This is a genomic window from Streptomyces sp. CB02261, assembly GCF_001905665.1.
Lineage (GTDB): Bacteria > Actinomycetota > Actinomycetes > Streptomycetales > Streptomycetaceae > Streptomyces.
Genome location: NZ_LIVX01000009.1, coordinates 196,886 through 222,080 on the forward strand (window position 1 = coordinate 196,886; position 25,195 = coordinate 222,080).

21 protein-coding genes are annotated in these 25,195 nt (G+C 71.7%); 10 read left to right on the plus strand and 11 right to left on the minus strand.

Features of this window, described 5'->3' with window-relative positions; translation table 11 throughout:
- Positions 1 to 96 precede the first annotated feature (96 nt).
- On the plus strand, positions 97 to 702 hold the full coding sequence (locus tag AMK29_RS27665; RefSeq protein WP_073818174.1) for a 5-formyltetrahydrofolate cyclo-ligase: 606 nt from the start codon (positions 97 to 99) through the stop codon (positions 700 to 702).
- Here the strand turns inward: AMK29_RS27665 and AMK29_RS27670 are convergent.
- A complete protein-coding gene (locus AMK29_RS27670; protein ID WP_073818176.1) occupies positions 692 to 3,448 on the minus strand; it encodes a penicillin acylase family protein in 2,757 nt (918 codons plus the stop codon). The two genes, AMK29_RS27665 and AMK29_RS27670, sit on opposite strands and share 11 nt — an antisense overlap.
- Before the next feature lie 259 nt (positions 3,449 to 3,707).
- Here AMK29_RS27670 and AMK29_RS27675 point away from each other — a divergent pair, with 259 nt between their 5' ends.
- The 5 genes from AMK29_RS27675 (at position 3,708) to mscL (ending at position 8,711) form a co-directional block, all read left to right on the plus strand.
- On the plus strand, positions 3,708 to 5,231 hold the full coding sequence (locus AMK29_RS27675) for a potassium/proton antiporter (protein WP_241845731.1): 1,524 nt from the start codon (positions 3,708 to 3,710) through the stop codon (positions 5,229 to 5,231).
- A 363-nt stretch (positions 5,232 to 5,594) separates the two neighbouring features.
- Positions 5,595 to 6,866, plus strand: coding sequence for an MFS transporter (locus tag AMK29_RS27680; protein ID WP_073818179.1), 1,272 nt, complete (start codon positions 5,595 to 5,597; stop codon positions 6,864 to 6,866).
- Between the two features lie 68 nt (positions 6,867 to 6,934).
- On the plus strand, positions 6,935 to 7,264 hold the full coding sequence (locus AMK29_RS27685) for an FmdB family zinc ribbon protein (protein ID WP_073818181.1): 330 nt from the start codon (positions 6,935 to 6,937) through the stop codon (positions 7,262 to 7,264).
- Between the two features lie 193 nt (positions 7,265 to 7,457).
- Positions 7,458 to 8,075 (plus strand): hypothetical protein, encoded by a 618-nt coding sequence (locus AMK29_RS27690; RefSeq protein ID WP_079197174.1) that lies wholly within the window; start codon positions 7,458 to 7,460, stop codon positions 8,073 to 8,075.
- Positions 8,076 to 8,189: 114 nt separating this feature from the next.
- Positions 8,190 to 8,711 (plus strand): large conductance mechanosensitive channel protein MscL, encoded by a 522-nt coding sequence (mscL, locus tag AMK29_RS27695; protein ID WP_073818182.1) that lies wholly within the window; start codon positions 8,190 to 8,192, stop codon positions 8,709 to 8,711.
- 19 nt (positions 8,712 to 8,730) lie between these two features.
- Here the strand turns inward: mscL and AMK29_RS27700 are convergent, their stop codons facing one another.
- The 8 genes from AMK29_RS27700 to pflB form a co-directional block, all read right to left on the minus strand.
- The gene (locus AMK29_RS27700) at positions 8,731 to 8,946 is read right to left on the minus strand and encodes a hypothetical protein (protein ID WP_073818184.1); all 216 of its coding nucleotides are present in this window, start codon (positions 8,944 to 8,946) and stop codon (positions 8,731 to 8,733) included.
- A 93-nt stretch (positions 8,947 to 9,039) separates the two neighbouring features.
- Positions 9,040 to 9,426 carry a hypothetical protein gene (locus AMK29_RS27705; RefSeq protein ID WP_073818185.1) on the minus strand — a complete coding sequence of 129 codons (387 nt, stop codon included), beginning with the start codon at positions 9,424 to 9,426 and terminating at the stop codon, positions 9,040 to 9,042.
- Positions 9,423 to 10,073, minus strand: a complete 651-nt coding sequence (locus AMK29_RS27710) for a QcrA and Rieske domain-containing protein (protein ID WP_073818187.1) — start codon at positions 10,071 to 10,073, stop codon at positions 9,423 to 9,425. Before AMK29_RS27710 ends, AMK29_RS27705 begins: the two co-directional genes overlap by 4 nt.
- The gene (locus tag AMK29_RS27715; RefSeq protein ID WP_073818189.1) at positions 10,070 to 10,669 is read right to left on the minus strand and encodes a 4Fe-4S dicluster domain-containing protein; all 600 of its coding nucleotides are present in this window, start codon (positions 10,667 to 10,669) and stop codon (positions 10,070 to 10,072) included. Before AMK29_RS27715 ends, AMK29_RS27710 begins: the two co-directional genes overlap by 4 nt.
- Positions 10,670 to 10,676: 7 nt before the next feature.
- The gene (locus AMK29_RS27720; protein ID WP_073818408.1) at positions 10,677 to 12,962 is read right to left on the minus strand and encodes a molybdopterin oxidoreductase family protein; all 2,286 of its coding nucleotides are present in this window, start codon (positions 12,960 to 12,962) and stop codon (positions 10,677 to 10,679) included.
- Positions 12,963 to 13,057: 95 nt separating this feature from the next.
- Positions 13,058 to 14,188 carry an MFS transporter gene (locus AMK29_RS27725; RefSeq protein ID WP_073818190.1) on the minus strand — a complete coding sequence of 377 codons (1,131 nt, stop codon included), beginning with the start codon at positions 14,186 to 14,188 and terminating at the stop codon, positions 13,058 to 13,060.
- Between the two features lie 66 nt (positions 14,189 to 14,254).
- Positions 14,255 to 15,067, minus strand: coding sequence for a pyruvate formate-lyase-activating protein (gene pflA / locus AMK29_RS27730; RefSeq protein ID WP_073818192.1), 813 nt, complete (start codon positions 15,065 to 15,067; stop codon positions 14,255 to 14,257).
- Between the two features lie 17 nt (positions 15,068 to 15,084).
- Positions 15,085 to 17,355 (minus strand): formate C-acetyltransferase, encoded by a 2,271-nt coding sequence (gene pflB / locus AMK29_RS27735; protein ID WP_073818193.1) that lies wholly within the window; start codon positions 17,353 to 17,355, stop codon positions 15,085 to 15,087.
- A gap of 508 nt (positions 17,356 to 17,863) precedes the next feature.
- Between pflB and AMK29_RS27750 the strand changes: the two genes are divergently transcribed.
- The 3 genes from AMK29_RS27750 to AMK29_RS27760 are packed head-to-tail and all read left to right on the plus strand — an operon-like array spanning position 17,864 to position 21,083.
- The gene (locus AMK29_RS27750) at positions 17,864 to 19,051 is read left to right on the plus strand and encodes a low temperature requirement protein A (protein ID WP_073818196.1); all 1,188 of its coding nucleotides are present in this window, start codon (positions 17,864 to 17,866) and stop codon (positions 19,049 to 19,051) included.
- Positions 19,052 to 19,096: 45 nt separating this feature from the next.
- Entirely contained in the window at positions 19,097 to 20,188 is a 1,092-nt protein-coding gene (locus AMK29_RS27755) for a P1 family peptidase (protein ID WP_073818198.1), read from the plus strand.
- 46 nt (positions 20,189 to 20,234) lie between these two features.
- Positions 20,235 to 21,083 carry a DUF6227 family protein gene (locus AMK29_RS27760; protein WP_241845732.1) on the plus strand — a complete coding sequence of 283 codons (849 nt, stop codon included), beginning with the start codon at positions 20,235 to 20,237 and terminating at the stop codon, positions 21,081 to 21,083.
- Between the two features lie 57 nt (positions 21,084 to 21,140).
- On the opposite strand, the gene AMK29_RS27765 is transcribed toward AMK29_RS27760, so the two are convergent.
- Positions 21,141 to 22,229 carry a tetratricopeptide repeat-containing glycosyltransferase gene (locus AMK29_RS27765; protein WP_241845733.1) on the minus strand — a complete coding sequence of 363 codons (1,089 nt, stop codon included), beginning with the start codon at positions 22,227 to 22,229 and terminating at the stop codon, positions 21,141 to 21,143.
- A gap of 292 nt (positions 22,230 to 22,521) precedes the next feature.
- Between AMK29_RS27765 and AMK29_RS36830 the strand changes: the two genes are divergently transcribed.
- The gene (locus tag AMK29_RS36830) at positions 22,522 to 23,523 is read left to right on the plus strand and encodes a hypothetical protein (RefSeq protein WP_073818202.1); all 1,002 of its coding nucleotides are present in this window, start codon (positions 22,522 to 22,524) and stop codon (positions 23,521 to 23,523) included.
- A 102-nt stretch (positions 23,524 to 23,625) separates the two neighbouring features.
- On the opposite strand, the gene AMK29_RS27775 is transcribed toward AMK29_RS36830, so the two are convergent.
- Positions 23,626 to 25,164: an MFS transporter gene (locus tag AMK29_RS27775; RefSeq protein WP_073818203.1), complete on the minus strand. Its 1,539-nt coding sequence runs from the start codon at positions 25,162 to 25,164 to the stop codon at positions 23,626 to 23,628.
- Positions 25,165 to 25,195: the final 31 nt, after the last annotated feature.

Sequence of the window (25,195 nt, forward strand, 5' to 3'; positions counted from 1 at the left end):
CCTTAGCCGTTCGGAATGAGAGGAAGATGTGGGTTCGGTTAACTTCCTCCGCATAAAGCCAGTTACCAGAGTTTTGTGAACACACACGAGGCCGTCATGTCATCCGAGTTGTCCGAGAAGACCCTGCTCCGCGGTCGCCTTCTGGCCGGCCGCGCCGCGCTGGACGCCGAGTCCCTGGCCGGCACGGCCGCGTCGTTCGCCCGGCACGGACTGGAACTCGGCGAACTCGCCGAGGCGTCCACCGTCGCCGCCTACGTGTCGGTGGGCCGCGAGCCGGGCACGCGCGCGTTGCTCGACGCGCTCCACGCGCGCGGGGTGCGGGTGCTGCTCCCCGTCCTGCTCCCCGACAACGACCTGGACTGGGCCGTGTACGAGGGCCCCGAGCGGCTCGCGAAGGCCGGGCGCGGGCTCCTCGAACCCGTCGGGCCCCGGCTCGGCCCCGACGCGGTGTGCGCCGCCGACGCCGTCCTGCTGCCGGGCCTGGCGGTCGACGGGCGCGGGATGCGGCTCGGGCGGGGCGGCGGCTCGTACGACCGGGTGCTCGCCCGGCTCACGCGCGCGGGTGCAGACCCGGCCCTGGTGGTGCTCCTCTACGCGGACGAGGTGGTCGCCCGGGTCCCGGAGGAACCGCACGACCACCCCGTGCACGCGGTGGTGACCCCGGACGGGGTCACCCGCTTCCCTGCGCCGCCTACGGCTTGAGGACCAGCGTGTCCTTCGTCGCCGCGTCGACCGCCGCCTTGCCGTAGGCCCAGTCGTAGAGCTCGCCCTTGGCCCAGGCGTCGGTCTGGTCGGTGTAGTTCGAGTGGAAGGCGTGGCCCGAGGCCCCGGTCAGGTTGATCCACCGGGACCTGTCCCAGTCGCCGACGTTGACCACCATCCGCATCGACGGCACCCAGATGACCTCGTAGCCGCCGGCCGCGTTCCAGCCGGTGGCGTCGACGGCCGCCTCGCCGCCGCCCAGGTTCCACGGGCCGCGGTTGAGGAGCTGCTGCACGACGCCGGGTCCGGCGGTGCCGAGGGTCTGGTTCTTCAGGGTCAGCTGGTGGAGGCGGCCCCAGCTCCAGGTGGAGACGTCCTTGCCGAGCTTGGCCGTCAGCTCCCAGCGCGCGTCCTTCATGGCGCGGGCGAGCAGCTGGTCACGGGTCTCGGTGGCCGAGTCCAGACGGTTGCCGGGGGTGGTCCACCACTCGCTCTTCTCCTGCTTGAGGAGCGGGCGGACCACCTCGTACCAGCGGTCTCCGCCGTCCGGCTGCGCCGTGTCGGGGTCGCGCTGGCCGCATTCCCGTACGAGCTTGTTCTGCTCGTCGACCGGGCCGGTGGCATCGGCCGGGCGCACGTTGATGCAGTCGCCCTCGACGCGCAGCTCCTTGGGCAGCTTGTTGCCGAAGGCGAGCTTGAGGACGTTGCGCCAGACCGCGTTGAAGTAGGCGGCGGCGGCCGAGTCGGGTTCCTGGGTGTAGTCCCAGCCCTCCAGGAGCTTCTGCGCCTCGCGGACGTACGGGTCGGAGATGTCGATCTTCAGCAGGAGCGGGTTGAGCAGGGTCGCGATCTCGCTGCGGTTGTCCGTCTGCATGGTCCGCATGTCGTCCGGCGAGATCTTCCCGCCGTCCTTGATCTTCGACTCGATGAGGTCGTTGATCCGCTGGCTGCGCGAGCCGTAGCCCCAGTCCTTGGTGAGGAGGTCGGGGTAGGTCGTGGAGTCGATCACGGCCTGGTTGGCGGTGACGACGTAGCCGCGGTCGGGGTTGTACTCGTAGGGCAGCTGCTCGTAGGGGATGTAGCCCTTCCACCTGTACGTGGAGTCCCAGCCGGGCGCGGGCAGGGTGCCGTCGCCCTTGGAGCGCTGCGGGATCTTGCCCGGGGACTGGTAGCCGATGTTGCCCTCGGTGTCGGCGTAGACCAGGTTCTGGGACGGGACCTCGAAGTTCTTCGCGGCGGCCCGGAAGGTGGTGAAGTCCTTGGCGCGGTCGAGGGCGAAGACCGCGTCCATCGACCTGCCGGGCTGGAGGGCGGTCCACTGGAGGGAGACGCCGTAGCCGGTGCCGCGGTCGGGGGCGGCGTTGCCGACGGGGGCCTTCTGGCCGACCTTCTCCATCTCGGTGGAGCGGTCGGAGACCAGCGGGCCGCGCTCGGTGGAGCGGACGGTGATCTTGCGGTCCTTGCCGCCCGCGACCTTGATGATCTCGTCGCGGACCGTGAAGGGCTTCACCTTGCCGTCGACGAGGTAGCCGTCGGGGCCGATCTTCTCCAGGTAGAGGTCGGTGACGTCGGCGCCGAGGTTGGTGAAGCCCCAGGCGATCTTGTCGTTGTGTCCGATGATCACACCGGGCATGCCGGAGAAGGTGTAGCCGGCGACGTCGTAGCGGCAGGTCGCCGAGACCGAGCGGCAGTGCAGGCCCATCTGGTACCAGAGGGACGGCAGCTGGGGCGCGAGGTGCGGGTCGTTGGCGAGCAGCGGCTTGCCGGAGGTGGTGTACCGCCCGGAGACGACCCAGGAGTTCGAGCCGATGCCGTTGCCGTTGGGGCCGAGGAGGGCGGGGACGCCGTCGAGGACCTCGGAGAGCGCGCCCAGCTGGGACTGCGCACCGGAGGAGTCGGAGTCACCGGACCCCGAACCGCCCGGCCCGTTGCCCGGGGTCTCCCCGGTGGTCGCGCCGTCGGTCTCGTCGGCCTTCGCCTTCGGGTCGAACTCTCCGCTGTCCTCGTCGACCGCGCCCTGCGAGACGATCGGCTGGTGCAGCGCGTACGGGTACTCCGGGTACAGCTGCTTGATCTGGCTCGCGCTCAGCCGGCTCGTCATCAGCGAGCGGTCGATCTCGTCCTGCATGTTGCCGCGCAGGTCCCAGGCCATCGCCTTGAGCCAGGCCACCGAGTCGACCGGCGTCCACGGCTCGATCGCGTAGTCGTTGGTCAGGCCGAGGGCCGCGTACTCGACGGAGACGTCCTCGGGCTTCCGGTCCTTCAGATAGGCGTTGACGCCCTCCGCGTACGCCTGGAGGTACTTCTTCGTCTCGGGCGACAGGATCTTGTCGTACTCCTGCTGCGCGACCCGGCGCCAGCCGAGCGTGCGCAGGAACGAGTCGGTCTCGACCTGGCCCTCGCCGAACATCTCCGAGAGCCGGCCCGCGGTCACGTGCCGCCGGACGTCCATCTCGTAGAAGCGGTCCTGCGCCTGGACGTAGCCCTGGGCGCGGAAGAGGTCCGTCTCGGTGTCGGCGTAGATCTGCGGGACGCCGTTCGCGTCGCGCTTGACCTCGACCTGGCCCGAGAGCCTGTCGAGCCGGATCTCGCCCGTGGTCTGCGGGAACGAGGCCCGGACGGTGCTCACACCCCAGTACCCGCCGGCCCCGACGCCCGCGACCAGGGCGAGGACCAGGACGAGGAGGATCAGGCGGGCGCGCCGCCCTTTCTTCTTGGCGGGAGGCGCGGTCGTGTTGGAGGGCATCGCTGTCCTTCGAGGGGCAGGGTGGTCCTGGAGTACGGGAGCAACCTTAGGCGCAGCGTCCGGACGGCCCGGACGCGGTGTCAGGAACAGAACCGTACTGACGAGCGAGCGCGCGCAAAGAAGGCGTCAAGAAAACGTTAAAGATTAGGTAAGGTAACGAAGTGTCGGCCGCTGGAGGAACGATCCAGCTGCATGTGAGGGGAAGGAACGGCCACTGACTGTCCACGAGCTCAACGAACTCCTGCTCATCAGCTCCCTCGTGCTGCTGATCGCGGTCGCGGCCGTCCGGATCTCGTCCCGCAGCGGACTTCCCAGCCTGCTGCTCTACCTCGGCATCGGCATCGCCATCGGCCAGGACGGCATCGGCAACGTCGCCTTCGACAACGCCGAGCTGACCCAGGTCATCGGCTACGCCGCCCTCGTCGTGATCCTCGCCGAGGGCGGCCTCGGCACGAAGTGGAAGGAGATCAAGCCGGCGCTCCCCGCCGCGGTCGTCCTCTCCACCCTCGGCGTCGCGGTGAGCGTGGGCATCACGGCCGCCGCCGCCCACTACCTCGTCGGCCTCGACTGGCGACAGGCCCTGATCATCGGCGCCGTCGTCTCCTCGACCGACGCCGCCGCGGTCTTCTCCGTGCTCCGCAAGGTGCCCCTTCCCTCACGGGTCACCGGCGTCCTGGAGGCCGAGTCCGGCTTCAACGACGCCCCCGTCGTCATCCTCGTCATCGCCTTCTCGACCACGGGGCCGATCGACGAGTGGTACGTCCTCGTCGGCACGATCGCCCTCGAACTCGCCATCGGCGCCGCCGTCGGCCTCGCCGTCGGCTTCCTCGGTGCCTACGGGCTGCGGCACGTCGCCCTGCCCGCCTCCGGCCTCTACCCGATCGCCGTCATGGCCATCGCCGTCGTCGCCTACGCCGCCGGCGCCATGGCCCACGGCTCCGGCTTCCTCGCCGTCTACCTCGCGTCGATGGTCCTCGGCAACGCCAAGCTGCCCCACGCGCCCGCGAACCGCGGCTTCGCCGAGGGCCTCGGCTGGATCGCCCAGATCGGCATGTTCGTCCTGCTCGGCCTGCTCGTCACCCCGCACGAGCTCGTCCACGACTTCTGGCCCGCCGTCGTCATCGGCCTGGTCCTGACCGTGGTCGCCCGGCCCATGGAGGTCCTGGTCAGCCTGCTGCCCTTCCGGATCCCCTGGCAGGAGCAGGCCCTCATGTCCTGGGCGGGACTGCGCGGAGCCGTCCCCATCATCCTCGCCACCATCCCGATGGTGACGGAGGTCGAGGGCAGCGAGCGGATCTTCAACATCGTCTTCGTGCTCGTCGTCGTCTACACCCTCGTCCAGGGCCCCACCCTGCCCTGGCTCGCGCGGGCACTGAAGCTCGGCGACTCCTCGGGGGCCTCCGACCTCGGCGTCGAGTCCGCCCCGCTGGAGCGGCTGCGCGGCCACCTGCTCTCCGTCGCCATCCCGGACGGCTCCCGGATGCACGGCGTCGAGGTCGCCGAGCTGCGGCTCCCGGCCGGAGCGGCCGTCACCCTCGTCGTACGGGAGGAGAAGAGCTTCGTCCCCGGGCCCGCGACCGTCCTGCGGCGCGGCGACGAGCTCCTCGTCGTCGCCACCGACCCGGTACGGGACGCCACCGAGCGGCGCCTGCGCGCGGTCGGCCAGGGCGGCAAGCTCGCCGGCTGGCTCGGGACGGGAGGCGCCACGGCGGCCTCCACGCCCTCGGACACGGCGCCGCGCTTCCACCGCCACGGGCACCACGAGAGGAAGCCGTCCGGCTGAGGCGGGGCGGTCCCGGCCCAGGGGGCGGCCCGGGCGCACCGGGCGTGGCTGACCGGGCGGCCCGGGCCCGCCCACTCCCAGACCCAGGCCCGACGAGCGGGCATCCGGTCAATCCGAGGCATCATTTCGGGGGCGGGAGCGTTTTCTCAGGCGGGAAGACGCTCCTCCCTGTACCATGAAGGCACACCTGATCGAACCAACTCTGCCTGACGCAGAGCTGGCGCGACCGTATGGCGGCCGTGGCGCCCCTCCGCAGTGGGGCCGGCCCGGTATCTACCGCAGTGACGCGCATGAGGACAGCTCTCGGCGACACCCGCACCACCGTGCCGGGACGCGCTACCAGGCGGCAGAAAGGCCAGGACCGTGGCGTCCACGGTCAACTCGGACAAGCGACCCGGCTACGGCCGGCTGCTGCGCACACCCGGTGCGCTGTCCTTCCTGCTCCCCGGCTTCGCCGCACGGCAGCCCTTCGCGATGCTGACCATCGGCATCGTCCTGCTCGTCCAGCACACCACCGGCTCCTTCGGCAGCGCCGGCGCCGTCGCCGCCGTCACCGGCGTCTCCATGGCGCTGTTCGCTCCGCAGAGCGGCAAGCTCGCCGACCGCTTCGGCCAGCGCGCCGTCCTGGTCCCCGGTGTCCTGATCCACACCGCGTCCGTCTCCCTGCTCGTCACGCTCGCGCTGACCGGCGCCCCGCTCTGGGCGCTGTTCCTGGCCGCCGTACCCGCCGGCGCCTCCGTGCCGCAGGTCGGACCGATGGTCAGGGCCCGCTGGGCCGCGAAGCTCGACGGCACCCCGCTGATGCCGACGGCCGCGGCCTTCGAGTCGGTCACCGACGAGTTCACCTTCGTCGTCGGACCCGTCCTCGCCACCGCCCTGTGCACCGGCGTCCACCCGGCCGCCGGACTGATCGCCGAGGCCGCCCTCACCCTCGTCGGCGGACTGTTCTTCGCCGCCCAGCGCGCCACCCAGCCCGCCTTCGGCGTCACCGCGGCCGCGTCGGCCGAGCCCCACCGCTCCGCCCTCTCCATCCCCGGCGTCCGCGTCCTCATCGTCGCGTTCCTCGGCATCGGCTCCGTCTTCGGCGGCATGCAGGTCTCCCTCACCGCGTTCACCGAGGAGATCGGCAACCCCGGCGCCAACGGGCTCCTGTACGGGATCTTCGCCGCCGGCAACATGCTCGCGGGCATCGCCATGGGCGCCGTCGCCTGGAAGACGGGGCCCCGCCGCCGCCTGATCCTCGGCTACGCCGGACTCACCGTCGCCGCCTCCCTGCTGTGGACCGCCCACTCGGTGCTGCTCCTCGGCGCCCTGGGCCTGGTCGTGGGCCTGTGCATCGCCCCGGCCCTGATCACCGGCTACACCATCGTCGAGACCCTGATCCCGGCGTCCGCCCGCACCGAGGCGTTCACCTGGCTCACCGGCGCCGTCGCGCTCGGCCAGGCCGCGGCCGTCACGGTCGCCGGCCGGCTCGCCGACGCCCACGGGTCGAGCACCGGATTCCTGGTGCCGCTGGCGGGCACGGCGCTCGCCCTCGCCACGCTCCTGGCCCTGCGGTCGCGGCTCGCACCCCGCGAGACGAGCCGGGTCGCGGCACGTGGTATCGGTCACCGCGTGCCGGTGACGGTGGACTGATCCCGCGGAATACGTCACTATGGATCGTCGTTAGCACTCGATGAGTGTGAGTGCCAGGAGGAAGACAAGTGCCGACCTACCAGTACCAGTGCACCGAGTGCGGCGAGGGCCTCGAGGCGGTGCAGAAGTTCACCGATGACGCGTTGACCGAGTGCCCCCAGTGCAAGGGCCGCCTGAAGAAGGTGTTCTCGGCCGTCGGCATCGTCTTCAAGGGTTCCGGCTTCTACCGGAACGACAGCCGCGGCTCGTCGTCCAGCAGCTCGCCGGCCGCTTCGAAGTCCACGACCCCCGCGTCCACGTCCTCGACGTCGGACGCGAAGCCGGCCGCGTCGACCGCGTCGTCGTCCGCTTCCTCCTCCTCGACGTCCTCGTCGAGCACCGGAAGCTCGGCCGCCTGACCCAGCCTTTCCCCGAGAGCCCCGTCGCATGCGACGGGGCTCTCGGCATTCCGGGACGTTCCCTCCGGAGGGTGAGGGAGTTGTCCACAGGCTCGGGGTGATCCCCAGGCCGGAGCGGGGACGCGGCGCGACCGGGACAGTGGGAGCGCGGGCCACAGGGGCCCCTTCCGACCAGAACGGGCGGTGCTCCACGATGACGACGTCTCCCTCCCCGTACTCCTCCACTGCCTCCCCGTACTCCTCCGCTCCCTCCGCCTCCCTCACTTCCTCCGCCTCCCTGACCTCCTCCGCTCGCCCCTCCGTTCCGGCGCCGTGCGCGGTGCCGGACTTCGAGCCCCTACGGGTACGGGGCGCCCGGCGGCGGCTGCGCAGGGCGCTGCGGCGGCGGGGGCGGTGGGCGCCGGCGGTACTGCTGACGCTCGCCGCCGTCGCGCTCGCCGTCGCGAGCGGCGCTCCGGCGCCTCCCCCGCCGGGGACCGGAGGGGCTCAGCTCCCCACGGCCGCCGCCCGCGCGCGCCCGCCCGTCGCCGTGCGTCCGGTGTCCGCTCCGGTACGGATCGCCGACGCCGCGACCGTACGGCTGCTGCGCCCCGGCGACCGGGTCGACGTGATCGCCGCCGCCGACTCGCCGCTGGGCACGGAGAGCGAGGCCCGGGTGGTGGCGAAGGGCGCCCGTGTGGTCGACGTCCCGCACCCGGACGAGACGCGGTCGGACGGCGGGGCGCTCGTCGTCCTGTCCGTGCCCCGGTCGACGGCGGCGGCACTCGCGGGTGCCGGTGTCACCTCCCGGCTGGCGGTGACGATGTGCTGATTCGCACGGGCACCCTGTCGAGTCACCGTCCCGTGTGTACCGATTGGACGCCCCCGCGCCGCGCGCGGCCTAATGGCTGGGCAGACAGCAGTACGAGCGACGAAAGGCACCTCGGTGACCGAGAACAAGGAAAGTTTGCTGGCGGGCTTCAAGGCCTTCCTGATGCGTGGCAACGTGATCGACCTGGCCGTGGCCGTCGTCATCGGTGCCGCCTTCACCAACATCGTGAACTCGGTGGTCAAGGGCATCATCAACCCGGTCGTCGGCGCTTTCGGCACGAAGAACCTGGAGAGCTACGCGTCCTGTCTGAAGGACCCCTGCCGGGTGGTCGACGGCGAGATGCAGGGCATCCAGATCCAGTGGGGCCTGGTCCTCAGCGCGGTCCTGAGCTTCCTCATCACCGCGGCCGTCGTCTACTTCCTGATGGTCCTGCCGATGGCGAGGATCCTCGCGAAGCGCGCCGCGCACGACAAGGCGAAGCAGGGCGTCGCGGAGACCATCGAGATCACCGAGCTGGAGGTCCTCAAGGAGATCCGCGACCACCTCGTCGCGCAGCGCGGCCCGCTCACGGGCGCCACGCCGAGCTCCAACGGTTCGGGTTCCGGAGCGGCCTCGGGGACGCACTCCACCTCCTGACCGGCACGGCAGGCCGGGATCAGAGGTGGTGCGGCGGCTTCTCGTCGAGGAAGCGCGCGAGGTCGGTGGCGCTGTCGCCGCCGGCCGGAGGCCGCTCGCCCCACCCACGGTCCGTGTCGTCCGCGGACTGCTGGTCCAGCGGATCGTCGAAGACGAGTACCGGCTTCGTCTCGTTCGTGGGATGCGGGCCGGACCGCTTCGCGTCTCGCGGGCCGTGGGCGGGGGCGGTGCTCATGACTTCAGGGTACGCCCGCGGGCCCGCACCGTACCCCGCTGATCCGGGGGCGCCGGGGTCCGGACCGCGGTCCGCCGTCCAAGGGCCCTTCGCTCAGCGGTCCTTCGGGTCCACCACCCACAGGCCGAGCACCACGAGGAACGACAGGACGAGAAAGCCCGCGCCCCACCAGGCCGTGCCGGTGTCGCCCGTCATCCACTCGTCCACCAGGATCGTCAGCCCCCAGAGCTGGCCGATGACGACCGTGAGCGCCAGCGCCAGACGGGCCGACAGCTTCGAGGAGCGTTCCGGTTCCTGTTCCGTGCCGGCCCCCGGTCCCGGCCCGGTGTGCCGGATGCGGGGGTCGCCGTACCCGCTGGTGGCGCGGATCTGCGGATACCGCTCGTGCACCGGCCGGTTCAGCCGAGGCTGCGCGCTGCCGGGGGTGTACGCGGGGGGCCGGGGGGCCTCCGGGTCCTGCGGGAAGGGGGTCTCCGTCATGTGCGCTCACTCCTCCGCGCCGGCTTCCCGGTCGGGGCGCCGGCGCCGAAGCCGGGACAGCCCGGACGGTCGTCGCCGTTCTGGCGGCAGAAGCCCTCGACGGCGCTCTCGCCCGACCGGGCGGTGCCGACGGCCCAGACGCTGCCGTCGGCCTGCTCGACGAGCAGCACCTTCGGCAGGCCCCTCGGCGGCGGGCCGGCGGCGACCTCGCCGGTGCGGGCGTCGAAGACGCCCTCGTGGCAGGGGCAGTACAGCTCGCCCTCGCTGCCCCGGTCCCTGCGCCACAGCACGGCGCAGGCGAGGTGGGTGCAGACGGCGGAGTAGCCGGCGAGGGTGCCGTCCTCCATGCGGAGGGCGATGGCCCGGTCCTCGTCGCCCGGGTAACGGAAGGCGAGCGACTCCCCCGGTTCGATCCGGTCGGCGATCTTCCTGACCTCGGTGGCGCCTTCGGCGTCCCCGTGCCGGTGGAGGATGCCGGAGGCGACGGCGACACCGCCGACGGCGAGGCCGCCGGAGACGGTCGCGACGATGCGCAGGTAGTCGCGGCGGGTGGTGAGCGAGTCCGCGGAGATCCGGTCGTGGAGCGCCTCCCTGGCCGCGTCGGCGCCGGTGTCCGCGGTGGGCGGCTGGGGGTCGGTGACGCTCAACGGACATCCCTTCCATTGATCTCGACGACGGGGAGCCCGCCGGGGACCGGCCACTGGACCTTGTCGGCGGGGACCACCATCGCCACGCCGGTGGAGACGGTGGTGGTGCCGAAGGTGAAGGAGTCGACCACCTGGACGCCGGGGCGTTCGGCCCGGAGCTCGTCGAGGGTTCCGTAGAAGAGGGCGCCGGTGGGGCAGACGGTGGCGCACATCGGGGCGAGGCCGTAGGCGGTGCGGTCGTAGCAGAGGTTGCACTTCATCTGGAGCTTCGCCTGGAGGTCGATCTTGGGGACGCCGAAGGGGCAGGCGTTGACGCAGTTGGCGCAGCCGATGCAGCGAGTGGTGTCGGCCTGCTGCACGACGCCGTCGGCGGTCACCAGGATCGCGTCGGCGGGGCAGACCTCGGCGCAGGGGGCGACGGGGTCCTCGCAGTGCATGCAGACGGTGGGGAGGGAGGCGACGGAGTGGCCCTCGTCGGGGTAGTCGAGGTGGATCATCGACTTGCCGCGGTGCGAGTCGCATTCGCGGCAGGCGGAGACGCAGGCCTGGCAGCCGATGCAGCGGCCCGGGTCGATGAAGATCGTGCGGCCCATCATGTGCGGTTCAGCTCCTCTCCGAGGTGCCGCGGCCCTGGGGGGAGGTGGGGGGCAGCGGGTCGGTGCGGGAGACCTGGGTCTCGGGGTAGGCCTGCCGGCCGGGGGCGGTCGGCGGGGCGGGGACCTCGTCGATGTGCGGGGCGGCCTCGATGCGGGCGGCGCAGACCTTGTACTCCGGGATCTTGGAGCGCGGGTCGAGGGCGTCGATGGTGAGGGCGTTGGCCGCGGTGGGGACGGGCCAGTGGTACGGGACGAAGACGGTGTCGGGGCGGATGGCCTCGGTGACGAGGGCCGGGAAGACCTCGCTGCCGCGGCGGGTGACGACACGGACGGGGTCGCCGTTGCGGAAGCCGTGGGAGGGGTGGACCTCGACCCAGGGGCGCGGGGTCTGTTCGACGAGGGCGCCGAGGCGGCGGGTCTGGTTGCCGGAGAGGAAGTGGGCGACGGTACGGCCGGTGGTCAGCGACAGGGGGTACTCCTCGCTGTACGGGTCCATCGGCGGGTGCCATTCGACGACCTGGAGGTGGATCTTCCCGTCCGGGTGGTAGGTGCGGCCGTCCTCGAAGAGGCGGGGGGTGCCGGGGTGTTCGGTGGTGGGGCAGGGCCAGGCGATGCCGCCGGTCTCCTCCAGGCGTTCGTAGGTGATGCCGTAGTAGTCGTTGACGGTCCCGGCGGAGGCGACGCGGAGTTCCTCGAAGACGGAGCGGGAGTCGGGGAAGGCGAACTTGTCGCCCGCGCCGAGCCGGCGGGCGAGTTCGCACATGACCCAGGTGTCGGTGCGGACGCCGGCGGGGGGTTCCTGGGCCTTGTTGTGCTTGACGACCCGGGCCTCGGCGTTGGCCATGACGCCTTCGTCCTCGGCCCACACGGTGACGGGGAAGACCACGTGCGCGTTGGCCGCGGTCTCGGAGAGGAAGAAGTCGAACTGGGCGTGGAACTGGAGGGTGTCGTAGCCGTCCTTGACGGTGGCGTAGTTGGGCAGCGACACGAAGGGGTTGTTGCAGATGCCGACGAGTCCGCGGATCTCCTTGCGCTGCATCTGCCAGACCATCTCCATCATGGAGGTGCCGGCGAGGGGCAGCTCGGTCTCGTCGATGCCCCAGATCTCGCAGATCTGGCGGCGGTGCTCGGGGTTGGTGATGGAGCGGCCGCCGGGGAGGAGGTCGGACTTCTGACCGTGCTCGCGACCGCCCTGGCCGTTGCCCTGGCCGGTGATGGTGCCGTAGCCGGCTCCGGGCTTGCCGATGTTCCCGGTGGCGACGCACAGGTTGATGATGCTGAGGCAGTTCTCGACGCCCTGGGAGTGGTGCTCGACCCCGCGGGCGTGCCAGGCCATGGACCTGCCGGCGCCGGCGAACATGCGGGCGACCTGGACGATCTGCTGCTCGGGGACGCCGCAGATCTCGGCGGCGCGGGCGGGCGGGTAGGCGGCGACGGTCTCCTTCACCTCGGCCCAGCCGGTGGTGTGGGCGGCGAGGTACGCCTCGTCGGTGAGGCCCTCGGCGACGACGACGTTCAGGACGGCGTTGAAGAAGGCGGAGTCGGTGCCGGGCTTGAGGGCGACATGGAGGTCGGCGGTGCGGGCGACGGCGGTCTCGCGGGGGTCGACGACGATCAGGGTGGCGCCCCGGTCGCGGGCTCCCCACAGGTACTGGGTCATGACGGGGAAGCACTCGCCGACGTTGGAGCCGGCGATGAGGAGGCAGTCGGTGAGGAGGATGTCGGAGAAGGGGTTGCCGGCGCGGTCGATGCCGAAGGCGAGCTTGTTGGCTCCGGCGGCGGAGACCATGCAGAGGCGTCCGTTGTAGTCGACGTGCCGGGTCTTGAGGGCGACCCGGGCGAACTTGCCGACGAGGTACGTCTTCTCGGAGTAGAGGCTGGCGCCGCCGAGGAGACCGAAGGCGTCGTTGCCGTACTCGCCCTGGATGCGGCGGATCTCGGCGACGGTGTGGTCGAGGGCCTCCTCCCAGCTGACCTCGCGGAAGGCCTCGTCCCGGTTGCGGCGCATGAGCGGCGCGGTGAGCCGGTCGGGGTGGTTGACCTGCTGGTAGGCGTTGATGCCCTTGGGGCAGAGGCGCATCCGGTTGATGTCGTGGTTGCGGGGTTCGACGCCGAAGACCTTGCCGCCGCGGTCGACCCGGAGGTACATGCCGCACTGGACGCCGCAGAAGCAGCAGTGGGTGGGGACGAGGGTCTCGCCGTTCTGGTCGGCGTGCCAGCGGTCGGCGGGGATGCCGCCGGCGTCACGGAAGGCACGGGTGCCGGGCGGGGCGAGGGAGGGGTCGAGCGACAGCGTCCGGGCGGACGGGGCGGCGGGGCGGGACCCGGAGGCGGTCGCGGCCTGGGGCGCCGGGTCGGTCGCGGGGCGGGGCGCCGGGTCGGTCGCGCTCACTTGAAGCCCTTCTTCACGTGGTCGAGGTAGGCGTTGCCGCGCAGGACGCGCTTGCAGCGGGGGCAGTACTCGGCCCACGCGTCGAAGCCGAGGTCGAGGTCGCGCATGGTGCCCCTGAGGTTCTCCACGTACGGGGCGGTGTCGATGGGCTCGTGGCAGCGGCGGCAGGTGAGGGCCTGCTCGTCCTTGCGGCGGGAGGTGTACTTGAAGAGCTGCATGCCGACGGCGGCGGGCCGCTGCACGATGTGGAAGAACTTCCCGAAGGGGATGTAGATGAGGGTGAAGACGACCGCCACCATGTGGAGGATCGCGAGGAACTCGTAGCCTCCGCCGTGCAGGAAGATCGACGAGAAGGTGAGCAGCAGCCCGGTCACGGAGATGACGACGAGGGCGATCAGCGGCACCAGGTCGTAGGCGAAGCGCTGGCCGGTGACGGCTCCGCGGTCCTTCATGCGGCGCCGGAGGAAGTAGGCGGCGCCGGCGATGACGAGGACGGCGGCGATGTCGAGGCCGTGGAACATGAGCCAGCCGACGATGCTGAGCGCGTCGAAGCCGATGATCCTGAAGCCCCAGATCCGCATCTCGTAGCCGGGGCCCGAGCCGGTGGCGGAGGTGAAGGTGAACCAGCCCCAGGTGAGCGGGAAGGTGATCGCGGCGGCGAGCAGGCAGCCCCAGAAGATGAGCTGGTGGGCGGCCCAGCGCGCGTGGGAGCGGGCGCCGAGGAACTTCTGGAAGCCGAGGTAGGTGGCGATCATCCGGGGCAGGGCGGTGGGCGCCGTGCGGAAGTTCGCGACGGAGAAGAAGGAGCGCCAGCCCTGTTTGAAGAGGCGGCGGGCTCCGGGGGCGGAGACCCAGACGGTGTAGCGGTAGGCCACACCGAAGGCGAGGAAGACGGTGGCGACGGCGTAGGGCAGGAGGGCCGAGTCGAAGTCGCGGAGCAGACGGCTGCCGAAGACGATCGCGAGGATCAGCAGGACGGAGACGACGGCGCCGGCGAGGGAGGCGCGGCGGCGCACGGCGGCCGGGGTCTGCGGCGGGGGTACGGCGGCGGCCGGCGCTCCCGTGGTGTGGGCGCCGGGTTCGCCCGGCGGGGGTGTCGCTTCGACTGTCTGCGGTGGCTCGGTCACGCGGCCACGGTAAAGCCATACAGACCCCTTTGCCCGTTTTGCACCCGTCTGGCGGGGAGGCGTCGCTCAGACGGCGTGCAGGCCGTGGGAGCGGAACACCTCCCGGACGCCGGCCAGCTGCCCGGGGGTCGGTGACGGCGTGTCGTGCAGGGTGAACGGCATGGCGAGTGCCTGCCACTTCGCTTCGCCGAGCTTGTGGAAGGGCAGGACGTCCACGCGGGAGACGTTGCCGAGACCCCCGGCGAAGGCGGCGATCCCCTCCACCTCGGCCGGGTCGTCGGTGAGTCCCGGGACGAGGACGAAGCGGACGTGGACCTCCTGGCCGAGGTCGGCGAGCCGCCGGGCGAAGTCCAGGGTCGGCCGCAGGGGACGGCCGGTGACCTTCCGGTACGTGTCGGGGTCCCAGGCCTTGATGTCGAGCAGCACCAGGTCGGTGTCGCGCAGCAGGGCGTCGGTGGCACGGTCGCCGAGGAAGCCCGAGGTGTCGAGGGCGGTGTGGAACCCGAGCTCGTGCTTCAGGCGGTGGAGGAGCTCGCCGGTGAAGACCGGCTGGAGGAGCGGTTCGCCGCCGGAAACGGTGGCTCCGCCCCCGGAGGCGGAGATGAAGCGGACGTACTTGCCCGCCTCGGCGATCACGGAGTCCGCGGAGGTGCGCGTGCCGTTCCGCATCCGCCAGGTGTCGGGGTTGTGGCAGTAGAGGCAGGTGAGGGGGCAGCCGGAGAGGAAGGTGACGAAGCGGGTGCCGGGCCCGTCGACACCGGTGGACAGGTCCCAGGAGTGGACCGACCCCTCGGAGGGCCGCCGGGTCGCTGCGGCGGCGGGGGTGACGGCGGGGGTGACGGCGGGAGTGACGGCGGGCCCGGGGGCGAGGTTGGTCATGGGCATCGGGACACGGCCTACAGGGACCCGTGGAAGGTGCGGTTCAGGACGTCGAGCTGCTGCTCGCGGGTGAGCCGGACGAAGTTGACCGCGTATCCGGAGACCCGGATGGTCAGCTGCGGATGGTTCTCCGGGTGCTCCATGGCGTCCCTGAGCACCGCACGGTCGAGGACGTTGACGTTCATGTGGAAGCCGTCGCTGGCCATGTACCCGTCGAGCACGCCCGCGAGGTTCGTGATCCGCTCCTCGGGGGTGCGGCCCAGACCGTCGGGGGTGACCGTGTGGGTCAGCGAGATGCCGTCCTCGGCGTCCTCGTACGGGAGCTTGGCGACCGAGAGGGCCGAGGCCACGTAGCCGTGGGTGTCGCGGCCGTTCATCGGGTTGGCGCCCGGCGAGAAGGGCTCACCGGCGCGGCGCCCGTCGGGGGTGTTGCCGGTCTTCTTGCCGTAGACGACGTTGGAGGTGATCGTCAGGACGGACTGGGTGTGCTCGGCGTTCCGGTACGTGGGCTGCTTGCGGACCTTCCGCATGAACTCCTCCACCAGCCCGACCGCGATCGCGTCGACGCGCTCGTCGTTGTTGCCGAACGCCGGGTGGTCGCCGTCCACGAGGTAGTCGATGACGAGGCCGGTCTCGTCCCGGACCGGGGTGACCCTCGCGTACCTCACGGCGGCGAGGGAGTCGGCGGCGACCGCGAGACCGGCGATGCCGCAGGCCATGGTGCGGCGCACGTCGCGGTCGTGGAGGGCCATCTCGACACGCTCGTAGGCGTACTTGTCGTGCATGTAGTGGATGACGTTCAGCGCGTGGACGTAGACGCTCGCGAGCCATTCCAGCTGCTCGTCGAACTTGGCCATGACCTCGTCGTAGTCGAGGACCCCGGAGGTCAGGGCCCCGGTGGCGGGCCCGACCTGGGCGCCGGACTTCTCGTCCCGGCCGCCGTTGATCGCGTAGAGGAGGGTCTTGGCGAGGTTCACGCGGGCCCCGAAGAACTGCATCTGCCTGCCGACGGGCATCGCGGAGACGCAGCAGGCGATGGCGGTGTCGTCGCCGAAGCGGGGGCGCATCAGCTCGTCCGACTCGTACTGCACGGAGGACGTGTCGATGGAGACCTTCGCGCAGAACTCCTTGAAGCCCCGGGGCAGCCGCGGCGACCAGAAGACGGTCAGGTTCGGCTCGGGGGCCGGGCCGAGGTTGTACAGGGTCTGGAGGTAGCGGAAGGAGGTCCTGGTGACCAGTGGCCGGCCGTCCTCGCCCATGCCGGCGAGGGACTCGGTGACCCAGGTGGGGTCGCCGGAGAACAGCTCGTCGTACTCGGGGGTGCGCAGGAAGCGGACGATGCGCAGCTTGATGATGAAGTCGTCGACGAGCTCCTGGGCCTGCTCCTCGGTGAGGAGACCGGCCTCGATGTCGCGCTGGAGGTAGACGTCGAGGAAGGTGGAGGTGCGCCCGAGGGACATCGCCGCGCCGTTCTGCTCCTTCACGGCGGCGAGGTAGGCGAAGTACAGCCACTGGATCGCCTCGCGGCCGGTGGTGGCGGGGCCGGAGATGTCGTGCCCGTAGGAGGCGGCCATCGCCTTGAGTTCGCCGAGGGCGCGGATCTGCTCGGCGAGCTCCTCCCGGAGCCGGATGGTCTCCTCCAGGGAGCGGTTCCCGGCGGGAAGGGCGTCGAGTTCCTCCTTCTCCTGCTTCTTCACCTCGACGAGGCGGTCGACGCCGTAGAGGGCGACCCGGCGGTAGTCGCCGATGATGCGGCCGCGGCCGTAGGCGTCGGGGAGTCCGGTGACGACGCCGGCCTTGCGGGCGGCGCGGATCTCGGGGGTGTACGCGTCGAAGACGCCGGCGTTGTGGGTCTTGCGGTACTCGGTGAAGACCTTCTCCAGGTCCGCCGAGACCGGGTATCCGTACGTCTCCAGTGCCCCGGCGACCATGCGCCATCCACCGTTCGGCATGATCGCGCGCTTCAGCGGGGCGTCGGTCTGCAGGCCGACGATCAGCTCCTTGTCGCGGTCGATCCAGCCGGGCGCGTGGGCGGTGATGGTGGAGGGCACGTCGTACGAGACGTCGTGGACGCCCCGGGCGCGCTCCTCGGGGAACCGGTCCGTGAGCGCCTTCCACACGGCGGAGGTCCGCTCGGTGGGGCCCGCGAGGAAGGAGCCGTCGCCCTCGTACGGCGTGTAGTTCCGCTGGATGAAGTCGCGGACGTCGACGGCGTCCCGCCAGAGCCCGCCCTTGAATCCCTTCCAGGCCCGCTCGTTCACCGTTGCCTCAGCCGGGGTCGCCGTCATCGCCCGCACCGCCTCTTTCGATCGGCTTTTCGCTTGCCTCCATTGCACGCCTTCTGATCGATCATTCCGGTCGGCAAGGGTCACCTCCCGACGGTCTTAGGTCCCTCCCCGGGCACGCGGAAAGGCCCCGCCGTGGCGGGGCCTTTCGTGCGGGGGCGGCTCAGCTCGGTGACTCGGCGTTCCCGCGGGCGTAGAACCACCAGGCCACGACCATGCAGCTGAGGTAGAAGGCGACGAAGCCCCACATCGCGCTCGTCACCGCCATCGAGCCGAAGGGGGCCGGGATGAAGAAGAAGCCGAAGGCGGCGACGGCCGAGGTGAAGCCGGTGACGGCGCCGGATTCCCTCTCCGCCCGCTTCAGCGCCCCGGCGTGCTCCGTCGATGGTCGCCGGGTCCCGCCGGTGGAGGGCCGGTCGGCGGGCCGGGACCGCCTGAGGTCCCGTCAGGCCCGCATCCCGTCTGCGTGGCAGACGAGCGGGCGGGCCCGGGGCTCTGATGTGCTGGGGTCATGACACAACCGTTCCTGCCCCTCACCGCCCGCTCCCGCGAGGAGTCCCACCGGGCCGCCACGCCCCTGGAGCTCTTCTTCGACCTGTGTTTCGTCGTCGCCGTCGCCCAGGCGGGCGCGGAACTCGTACACGCGGTGGCCGAGGGGCACACCGGCGAGGGGATCATCGACTACGCGATGATCTTCTTCGCCATCTGGTGGGCCTGGATGAACTTCACCTGGTTCGCCTCCGCCTACGACAACGACGACGTCCTCTACCGGATCGTCACCCTGGTCCAGATCGCCGGCGTCCTCGTCCTCGCCGCCGGCGTCTCCCGGGCCTTCGCCGAGCACGACTTCCTCGTCGTCTACCTCGGCTACCTCGTCATGCGGCTCGCGCTCGCCTCCCAGTGGCTGCGCGCCGCCCACCACGCCACCGACCGGGCCGAGAAGACGATGTGCCGGCGGTACGCGGGCGGGGTCCTCGCCTGCCAGGTCGGCTGGCTCGCGCTGCTCCTCACGCCCGAGGCGGCCCGCCCCTGGGTGTTCCTCGTGATGGCGCTGGCCGAGATGGCCGTACCGCTGTACGCGGAGAAGGAAGCGCCCAGCACCTGGCACCCGCACCACATCGCCGAGCGGTACGGCCTGTTCACCATCATCGTGCTCGGCGAGACCGTCGCCGCCGCGACCGTCGCCGTGAAGTCCGGCATCGTCGAGAACGACGCCCTCGGCGAACTGCTGCCGATCGCCGCCGGCGGTCTCCTGCTCGTCTTCGCCGCCTGGTGGATCTACTTCGTCGTCCCCGCCCACGACCGGCTGACGTCGAGCCGCCAGGGCTTCCTGTGGGGCTACGGCCACTACGTGATCTTCGCGTCGGCCGCCGCCGTCGGCGCCGGCCTGGAGATCGCCGTGGAACAGGCCGTGGGCAAGGCGCACGTCTCCACGCTCACCGCCTCCGCGGCGGTGACGATCCCGGCGGCCGTGTTCCTGCTGTCCGTGTGGCTGCTGCACGCCCGCTACTTCAAGGTCGGCCTCGCCCAGCAGCTCGTCCTGCCCGTCTCCGCGGGCGCGATCCTGCTGTGCTCCTTCGCGGGCCACTGGGCCGTCCTGGCCGCCGGCCTGGTCGCCGCGGCCACGGTCGCGGTGGGCGTGACCCTGACGGCCCGCAACCCGGCGACGAGGACGGGCTCTCGGGCGGAGACCGGCTGAACCGGCGCGCCCACGGCGGCCGCGCCCCCGTGGTAGGCAGGGGGCATGACACAGCCCGAGGGGACGCACGGCCAGGACTCGATCACCGACGTCGGCGGACTGCGCGTGGGGCACGCGCGCGTGGAGGGGCCCGGGGCCCTCAGCGGCACCACGGTGGTGCTGGGGCCCGAGGGCGGGGTCGTCGCCGCCGTGGACGTACGGGGCGGAGGGCCGGGGACGCGGGAGACGGACGCCCTGGACCCGAGGAACGTCGTCCAGCGCATCGACGCGGTCGTCCTGACCGGCGGCAGCGCGTACGGACTCGACGCCGCCGCCGGGGTGATGGCCTGGCTGGAGGAGCGGCACCGGGGCGTGCGGGTGGGGCCCGAGCCGTCCCATGTGGTGCCGGTGGTGCCCGCCGCCTGCGTCTTCGACCTGGGCAGGGGCGGCGACTTCACGGCCCGGCCGGACGCGGCGACGGGACGGGCCGCGGTCGAGGCGGCCGACGCGGGCGGCGACCACGCGCGCGTGGAGACGGGCGCGGTCGGCGCGGGCACGGGCGCGGTGGTCGGCGGCCTCCGGGGCGGGGTGGGCACGGCGAGCACGGTCCTGGAGTCGGGCGTCACGGTCGGCGTCCTCGTGGTGGTGAACGCGGTGGGCTCGGCCGTCGACCCGGCCACGGGCGCGCTGTACGGGAGTTACGGCGACGGCGGCCCGCCCGCCCTGCCCGAGCCGGCGGTGCACGCGGCGGCGGTGCGGCGCCTCGCCGAGGCGCACGCGGCGAGCGCCCCTCCCCCGCTGAACACCACGCTGGCCGTCGTCGCCACGGACGCGGTGCTGACCCGGGCCCAGGCGCAGAAGGTCGCCGGCACGGCACACGACGGCATCGCCCGGGCCGTGCGCCCGGTGCACCTGATGAACGACGGCGACACGGTCTTCGCCCTCGCCACCGGCGTGCGGGACCTGCCGGACGGCCCCGGTCCGCTCGCCCTGAACGAGATCCTCGCGGCGGGGGCGGACCTGGTGACGCGGGCGATCGTGCGGGCGGTGCTCGCCGCTCCCGGGGGCCTGCGCGGGCCCAGCGGGGACTTCCCCTCGTACGGCGAGCTGTACGGGACGGGGGCCGGTGCGTACTCCCCGCGAGCGGACGGGAGTTGAGGGAACTTCCCCCGCGCGCCCTTCGTTTTCCGGAACCCCGGACACGATGTCAGACCCAGGGACTACGTTAAGCAAGCACCGAGTGACATGCGGCGACGGCCTGGAGACCCTCTTGAACGATCCGCAGGATCCTCACGATCCGTACGAGACGACCGAGACGCACGTTGAGCGGCTCCTCGGCCGGGCGCTCAACTCCTTCGACCTGCCCGACTCGACCGTCGAGCGCCTCGGCACGGCGCTCGCCCACTCCAGCGCGCTGCACTCCTCGCACCACAGCGCGTCGCTGCGGCGCACCACCTGGCGCCACACGTATCTGCTCGCCGACGGCGGCGCGCTCTCCCTCTGGGAGCTCACGCACAACGCGGGCCGGGACGGGGCCGAGCAGCACGAGCTGTACGCCGAGGAGGCGGAGGCCCGCCTCGCCGCCTCCCGGCTCCCGACCGGGCCGCCGACCGGCTGGAGCGCGGAGCGTTCCGGCGGCCGCGCCCTCGACGAGGACGGGGACGAGGACCTGGCGCTGCTCGGCGCCCTGCTCGCCCGCCCGATACCGGCGCAGCCCCGGATGTACGTGCCGGACGACTCCGCCGACCACGCGCGCCGCGTCCTGCGGCGCGCGGAGAACGCGGACCGGCCGGGCGAGCGGACGGCCCGCCGGCTCCGGCTGGCCTTCGCCCACCACATCACCCAGGCCTTCGGGCGCCACTGCCCCGCGGAGGGCGGCCGGGACGCCGGCTACACGCTCTACGAGCACCAGTTCCTGCTGCTCGACGGCAGCGAGGTCAGCCTCTGGGAGGTGGAGCACACGTCGACGCCGGACGGCCGGCACATGTGCGAGGTGTACGAGTCCGAGCGTGCCGCCCGCGACGCGATGGAGTCCCGCTCCCGGGTCCGCTGACACCCCGCGCGCACGTGCTGGTGCGCGCGTCCCGCGCCGGTCAGGCTCCCCCGGGGGTCAGACCGGCGCGGGGACGGCGGTCTCGGCGAGCTTGCCGACGGCGAAGGCCCGGTTGGCCCGGGTCTGTTCGCGGTACGTCTCCGGCAGGTCGGGGAGGGTGAGCAGCCGGTCGCAGGCGTCCAGCGAGGCGGCGTGGTCACCCACCCAGTACGCGGTGATCGAGTACTCGAAGAGCAGCCCCCAGCGGTAGACCCACGGCTGGGTGAAGAGCAGGTCGTCGGGGTGCTCCCGGTCCAGGACGGCGGAGACGACCGCGTGGGCGGCCTGGTAGCGGCCCATCTTCCGGAGCCGCGCCGTCAGCTCGTAGCAGGCTTCGAGGCGTCCCGGCCGTGACTCCCAGGCGCGGGACAGGGCGTCCATCGCCGCGGGCCAGTCGCCGGCCTCGGCGCGCAGGACACCGGACTGGAGCAGGGAGTAGTAGACCTCCTCGCCCCAGCCGCCCATGGCCGCGCGCCGCTCGTAGAGGGCGACGGCCTCGGCGGGGCGGCCCATGTCGCGCAGGGTCTGCGCGAGGTAGAAGACCGTACGGGGGTTGGCCGGGTCGCGGTCGAGCTCGGCGCCGAGCAGCCGGGCGTCCCGCTCGAACTTGTCGTGCCGGGAGCCGCCGTCGGCGTGGTCCTGGACGACGAGGGCGTCCATGTTCTCCTGGACGTGGTCCCGGTCGGCCGTCAGGTACTCATGGGTGACGCCCTCGTACCGCCACGGCAGGTCACCTCTGACCAGGCGTTTGATGCGGTACTCCAGGGCCCCCTCGTGGCGGATCATGTACGCGTCGGCGGTCAGCGGCGGCAGCGGGCCCTCCTGCCGGAGGACGTGGTCGGCGTCGAGGAGCAGCAGGTACTCGGCCCGGCCCCGGGCGTGCGCGATGTTCAGGCTGCGGTTGTGGCCGAAGTTCACCCACGGTTCCTCGCACAGCTCGCCGGGGATGCCGGCGAGGGCGGTCCGGATCAGCTCCTGGGTCCCGTCGGTGGACCCGGTGTCCGAGATGACCCAGGTGGCCACGAGACCGCGTACGGAGGCCAGGCAGCGCTCGATGACGGCGGCCTCGTTCTTGACGATCATGCACAGGCAGATGGACGGCTGCACGGCAACACCACTTCCGGTGGGGGCGGGAGGAGCGGTCGGGCGGAGCGATCGGGGGGCGACCCTACGGACGACTCGCCGACGCGCTTGGGCGGCGCGCCGTCGGGCCGTCCGAAGTTCGCCGTGGCGTACGCATCCATTCGGTTGTCCGCGATAGGCCATGGCGTTGGGAGTGCCGCGAGACCGTCAAGCCCCGGCCTGGGCGATCCGATGATCCGATTACGGGAGCGACACCTTCGCTCCCTTCTCGATCTCGCTCACACCGGCCGCGGTGCCGGTGGAGGAAGGAGCATGCATGCGTCCTGACGCCAGGACCCGGTCCAAGCTCGGTCCCGTGCCCCGACGTCGCACATGGCTCGGCGGCGGCGCCGTCGCCTCCGTCACCCTCGTGCTCACGGGATTCGCGTCCCCCGCGGTGGCGGCCTCGTGGGAGGGCGCTCCCGGTACGACGCTCGTGGGGCCGCCCCCGGACGGCCACTGCGAGGAGCGGCCGCACCACCAGGACGGACCGCCGCCGCAGCAGCAGGACGGACCGCCGCCGTGGGAGCAGCAGAACGGCCCCCGCTACATGGGTCAGGACGGCTCGGCGCCGACCGCCGACCTGCGGGAGTTCCTCGACCACCAGATCCGGCCGCTGATCGAGGGCGCGCAGTTCCGGACCATGCCCGCGGCTCCGGTCGGCGGGGACGACTGCCCCGCGGGTCCGGCAGGACCGACGGGCCCGACCGGCCCGCCCGGCCCTGAGGGACCGACGGGCGACACGGGTGCGACGGGTGCCACCGGTGCCACGGGCGCCACCGGAGCGACCGGCCCGACGGGCGCCACGGGCGCCACCGGAGCCACCGGAGCCACCGGCCCGACGGGTGCCACCGGTGCCACGGGTGCCACCGGCCCCACCGGTCCCTGCATCGACATCGACACCTACGCCCCGTCCGCCACCGAGGACTTCCAGGCCGCGCTCTACGACGGCAACGCCTTCGTCGGCAAGGCGGACACCCTGGGCGGCGAGATCGAGTGGCAGGACCTCAGCAACGAGACCGCCGTCGGGGACGACCCGGCGAACCCCGACTACCCGGCCGACGCCTGCGGCATCGCCATCGAGGCGCGGGGCAACAACGCCTACGTCAAGCTGATCACCACCACCGGCGCCGTGTGGCAGACACACGGCGACATCGAGAACAACACCTTCGTCTGGGACGAGGACTGGGACCTGCAGGAGCCCCCGACACCGGTCGCGACCCGCGCGTTCCGGTTCAAGGGTGACCTGAGGCACGCGGGCGTGGTCAACCGCGGCTGACGCCGGACGGACAGCGAAGAGGGGCGGTGCGCCAGGAAAGCGCACCGCCCCTCTCCCCTTGGTCATGAGGTCATGAGGTCATGAGGCCAAGACGGCGAAACCTCAGTGGGTCAGCGCCGGTTCCTTCCCGACCACGACACCGGCGTCACCGTCGTCGTCACCGCCGCCCTCCAGGTGCTGCTTCGGCTTCGCCGGCAGGGCGAACATGACCAGGAAGATCACCGCGAGCACGCCCGCGACCCAGCCCATCGCGTTCTGGAAGGCGTCCGTGAACGCCGCCCCCGCCTCGGCCGGGGACTGCGGGCGGGGCTTCTCGTCGATCACGCCGAAGAAGACCACCGACACCAGGCCGAGCCCGAGCGCGTTGCCCATCTGGCCCGTCGTGTTGATCAGGCCCGAGGCCGAACCCGCGTGCTCCTTCGGCACGTCCGAGAGGACCGCGTCCGTCAGCGGCGCCACGATCAGACCCATGCCCAGGCCCATGACCACCAGCGGCGGGATCATCTGCCAGGACGTGATCCCGGATCCGTACCGCCCCGCCTCGAAGAGGTAGAGCAGAACTCCCGCGACCATCGTCAGGGCGCCCGCCTGGAGCACCTTCCGGCCGAAGCGCGGCACCAGCTTCTGCACCGACATCCCCGCGGCCACCGACACCGCGATCGAGAACGGCACCCCGGTCAGGCCCGCCTTCAGCGCGGTCCAGCCGAGACCGACCTGCATGTACAGCGTCCACACCAGGAAGAAGATGCCCATCACGACACCGAACGTGAGCTGCACCGCGATGCCCGCCGCGAAGCTCTTCACCTTGAACAGCGACAGCTCGACGAGCGGCGAACCGTCCTTCGCCGTCTTGTACTTCTCGTACGCGACGAAGGCGCCGAAGACGACCAGGCTGCCGGCCATCATCAGGTGGCCCCACAGCGGCCAGTCCAGCTCACGACCACGCGTCAGCGGATAGATCAGCATCAGCAGCGCGCCCGTCACCAGGAGCACACCGATCATGTCGAGGCGGAGCGCCTTCGGCGCCTTCGACTCGGTGATGAACTTCCGGCCGAGGAGCAGGCCCGCGACGCCGACCGGCAGGTTGATGAGGAAGATCGGGCGCCACTCCAGGCCCGCGATGTTCCACTGCGTGAGCAGCGCGCCGAGCAGCGGTCCCGAGACCGCGCCGAGGCCGATGATCGCGCCGAACATCCCGAAGACCTTGCCGCGCTCGTGCGCCGGGAACGTGACGTGGATGATCGACAGCACCTGCGGCACCATCATCGCGGCCGCCGCGCCCTGGAGGAGCCGGGAGGCGACCAGCATCTCCGGGTTCGCCGCGAAGCCGCAGAGCGCGGAGGCGAGGGTGAAGCCCGCCGTGCCGAGGAGGAAGAGGCGCTTGCGACCGTAGATGTCACCGAGCCGACCGCCGGTGATCAGGCCCGCGGCGAACGCGAGTGCGTACCCGGCGGTGATCCACTGGATGGCCCCGAAGGAGGCGCCGAGGTCCCGCTCGATGCTGGGGATCGCGATGTTGACGATCGTGGCGTCGACCAGGTCCATGAAGGCGGCGGTCATGACGATGGCGAGGGCGATCCAGCGCCGCTTGTCGCTCGTGTCGGTGGGCGCCGCGTCCGTGACGGCGTCGTGTGAACTCATACGAAGAAGATAAGAGTCATCTAGGTCAGCT